General features: G+C 66.5%; 2 protein-coding genes. Both read left to right on the forward strand.

Annotated elements, in window-relative coordinates:
- Window positions 1–65: 65 nt before the first annotated feature.
- Entirely contained in the window at window positions 66–377 is a 312-nt protein-coding gene (locus ACLQ2U_RS32150; protein WP_425754637.1) for a transposase, read from the forward strand.
- Entirely contained in the window at window positions 374–1,300 is a 927-nt protein-coding gene (locus tag ACLQ2U_RS32155) for an IS3 family transposase (protein WP_425754638.1), read from the forward strand. Before ACLQ2U_RS32150 ends, ACLQ2U_RS32155 begins: the two co-directional genes overlap by 4 nt.
- Window positions 1,301–1,330: the final 30 nt, after the last annotated feature.

Here is a 1,330-nt window from a genome sequence, read left to right on the forward strand (position 1 = left end):
TGAGTTCCCCCCGGTTTCACGGAGTCTTCTGATCATGGTCTGATGGCCATGGGGAGGAGTCTTTCGTGGCAGCACCGAAGAAGTACCCCGATGAGCTGCGCGCCCGCGCGGTGCGGCTGTATCGCGAGTCGGACCCGAAGCCGGTGATCCGTCGGCTGGCCGAGCAGTTGGGCGTGCATCACGAGGCGTTGCGTAACTGGATCCGCCAGGACGAGGCAGACCGCGGTGAGCGCGAGGACCGGCCGACGACCGAGATGGCCGAGGAGAACCGCCGGCTGCGCAAGGAAGTCGCCGAGTTGCGCCGGGCCAACGAGATCTTGAAGGCGGCGAGCGCGTATTTCGCAGCGGAGCTCGACCCGACCCGGCGACGGTCATGAGGTTCATCGACGAACACCGTGACCAGTACGCGGTCGCGCTCCTGCTACGGGTCCTGACCATCACCGCCTCGACCTACTACGGCTGGTTGCGCCAGGTCGAGCAACCGTGCGACCGGGACCTGGTCGACCGAGGCCTGTTGAGCAACATCTACGAGGTCTGGGAGGCATCCGGCCTCACCTACGGTGCGGACCGAGTTCATCAGCAGCTGCGCCGTGAGGGCATCCGCGTGGGCCGCAAGCGCGTCGAGCGGCTGATGGCCTCCCAGGGCTGGCAGGGGGCATTCCTGCGTCGTGGCTGGCGCGGGGGCTCAACCCGGCAGGACCCGGACGCCACGCCGGCGCCGGATCTGGTCAACCGGCAGTTCACCGCGGCCGCCCCGGACCGGTTGTGGGTCGCCGACGCCACTCGCATTCCGACCGGCGAAGGGGTGTTCTGGGTCGCCGCCGTGCGGGATGCGTTTTCCAACCGGATCGTCGGCTGGAAGGCCGGCGACCGCTGCAACACCGACCTCATCCTCGGCGCCCTGGAGTACGGCATCTGGTCCCGCGACGTCCGCGACCAGCAGTTGATCCACCACAGCGACAGAGGCTCGAACTACACCTCGATCAAGTTCGCGGAACGCTTGGCGGACAACGGAATCCTTCCCTCGATGGGCTCGGTCGGCGACTCGTATGACAACGCCCTGATGGAGAACTTCTGGTCCACCCTGAAGATCGAACTCGTGTACCGGAACTCGTGGCGCACCCGCGACGAAGCCGAGAACGCGATCTTCACCTACATCGACGGCTGGTACAACTCCCGCCGCATCCAGAAGGAGCTCGGCTACCTCAGCCCCGACGAGTACGAGACCGCCTGGCTCACCGGGCAGAGTGACCAACCACAGCCAGCTATCGTTCAGCCTGAGCCAACCGGCGCCAGGTAACCACCGCTCCGCGAAAGCGGGGGGACCTCA

This window comes from Micromonospora sp. DT47 (assembly GCF_049844475.1).
GTDB lineage: Bacteria > Actinomycetota > Actinomycetes > Mycobacteriales > Micromonosporaceae > Micromonospora.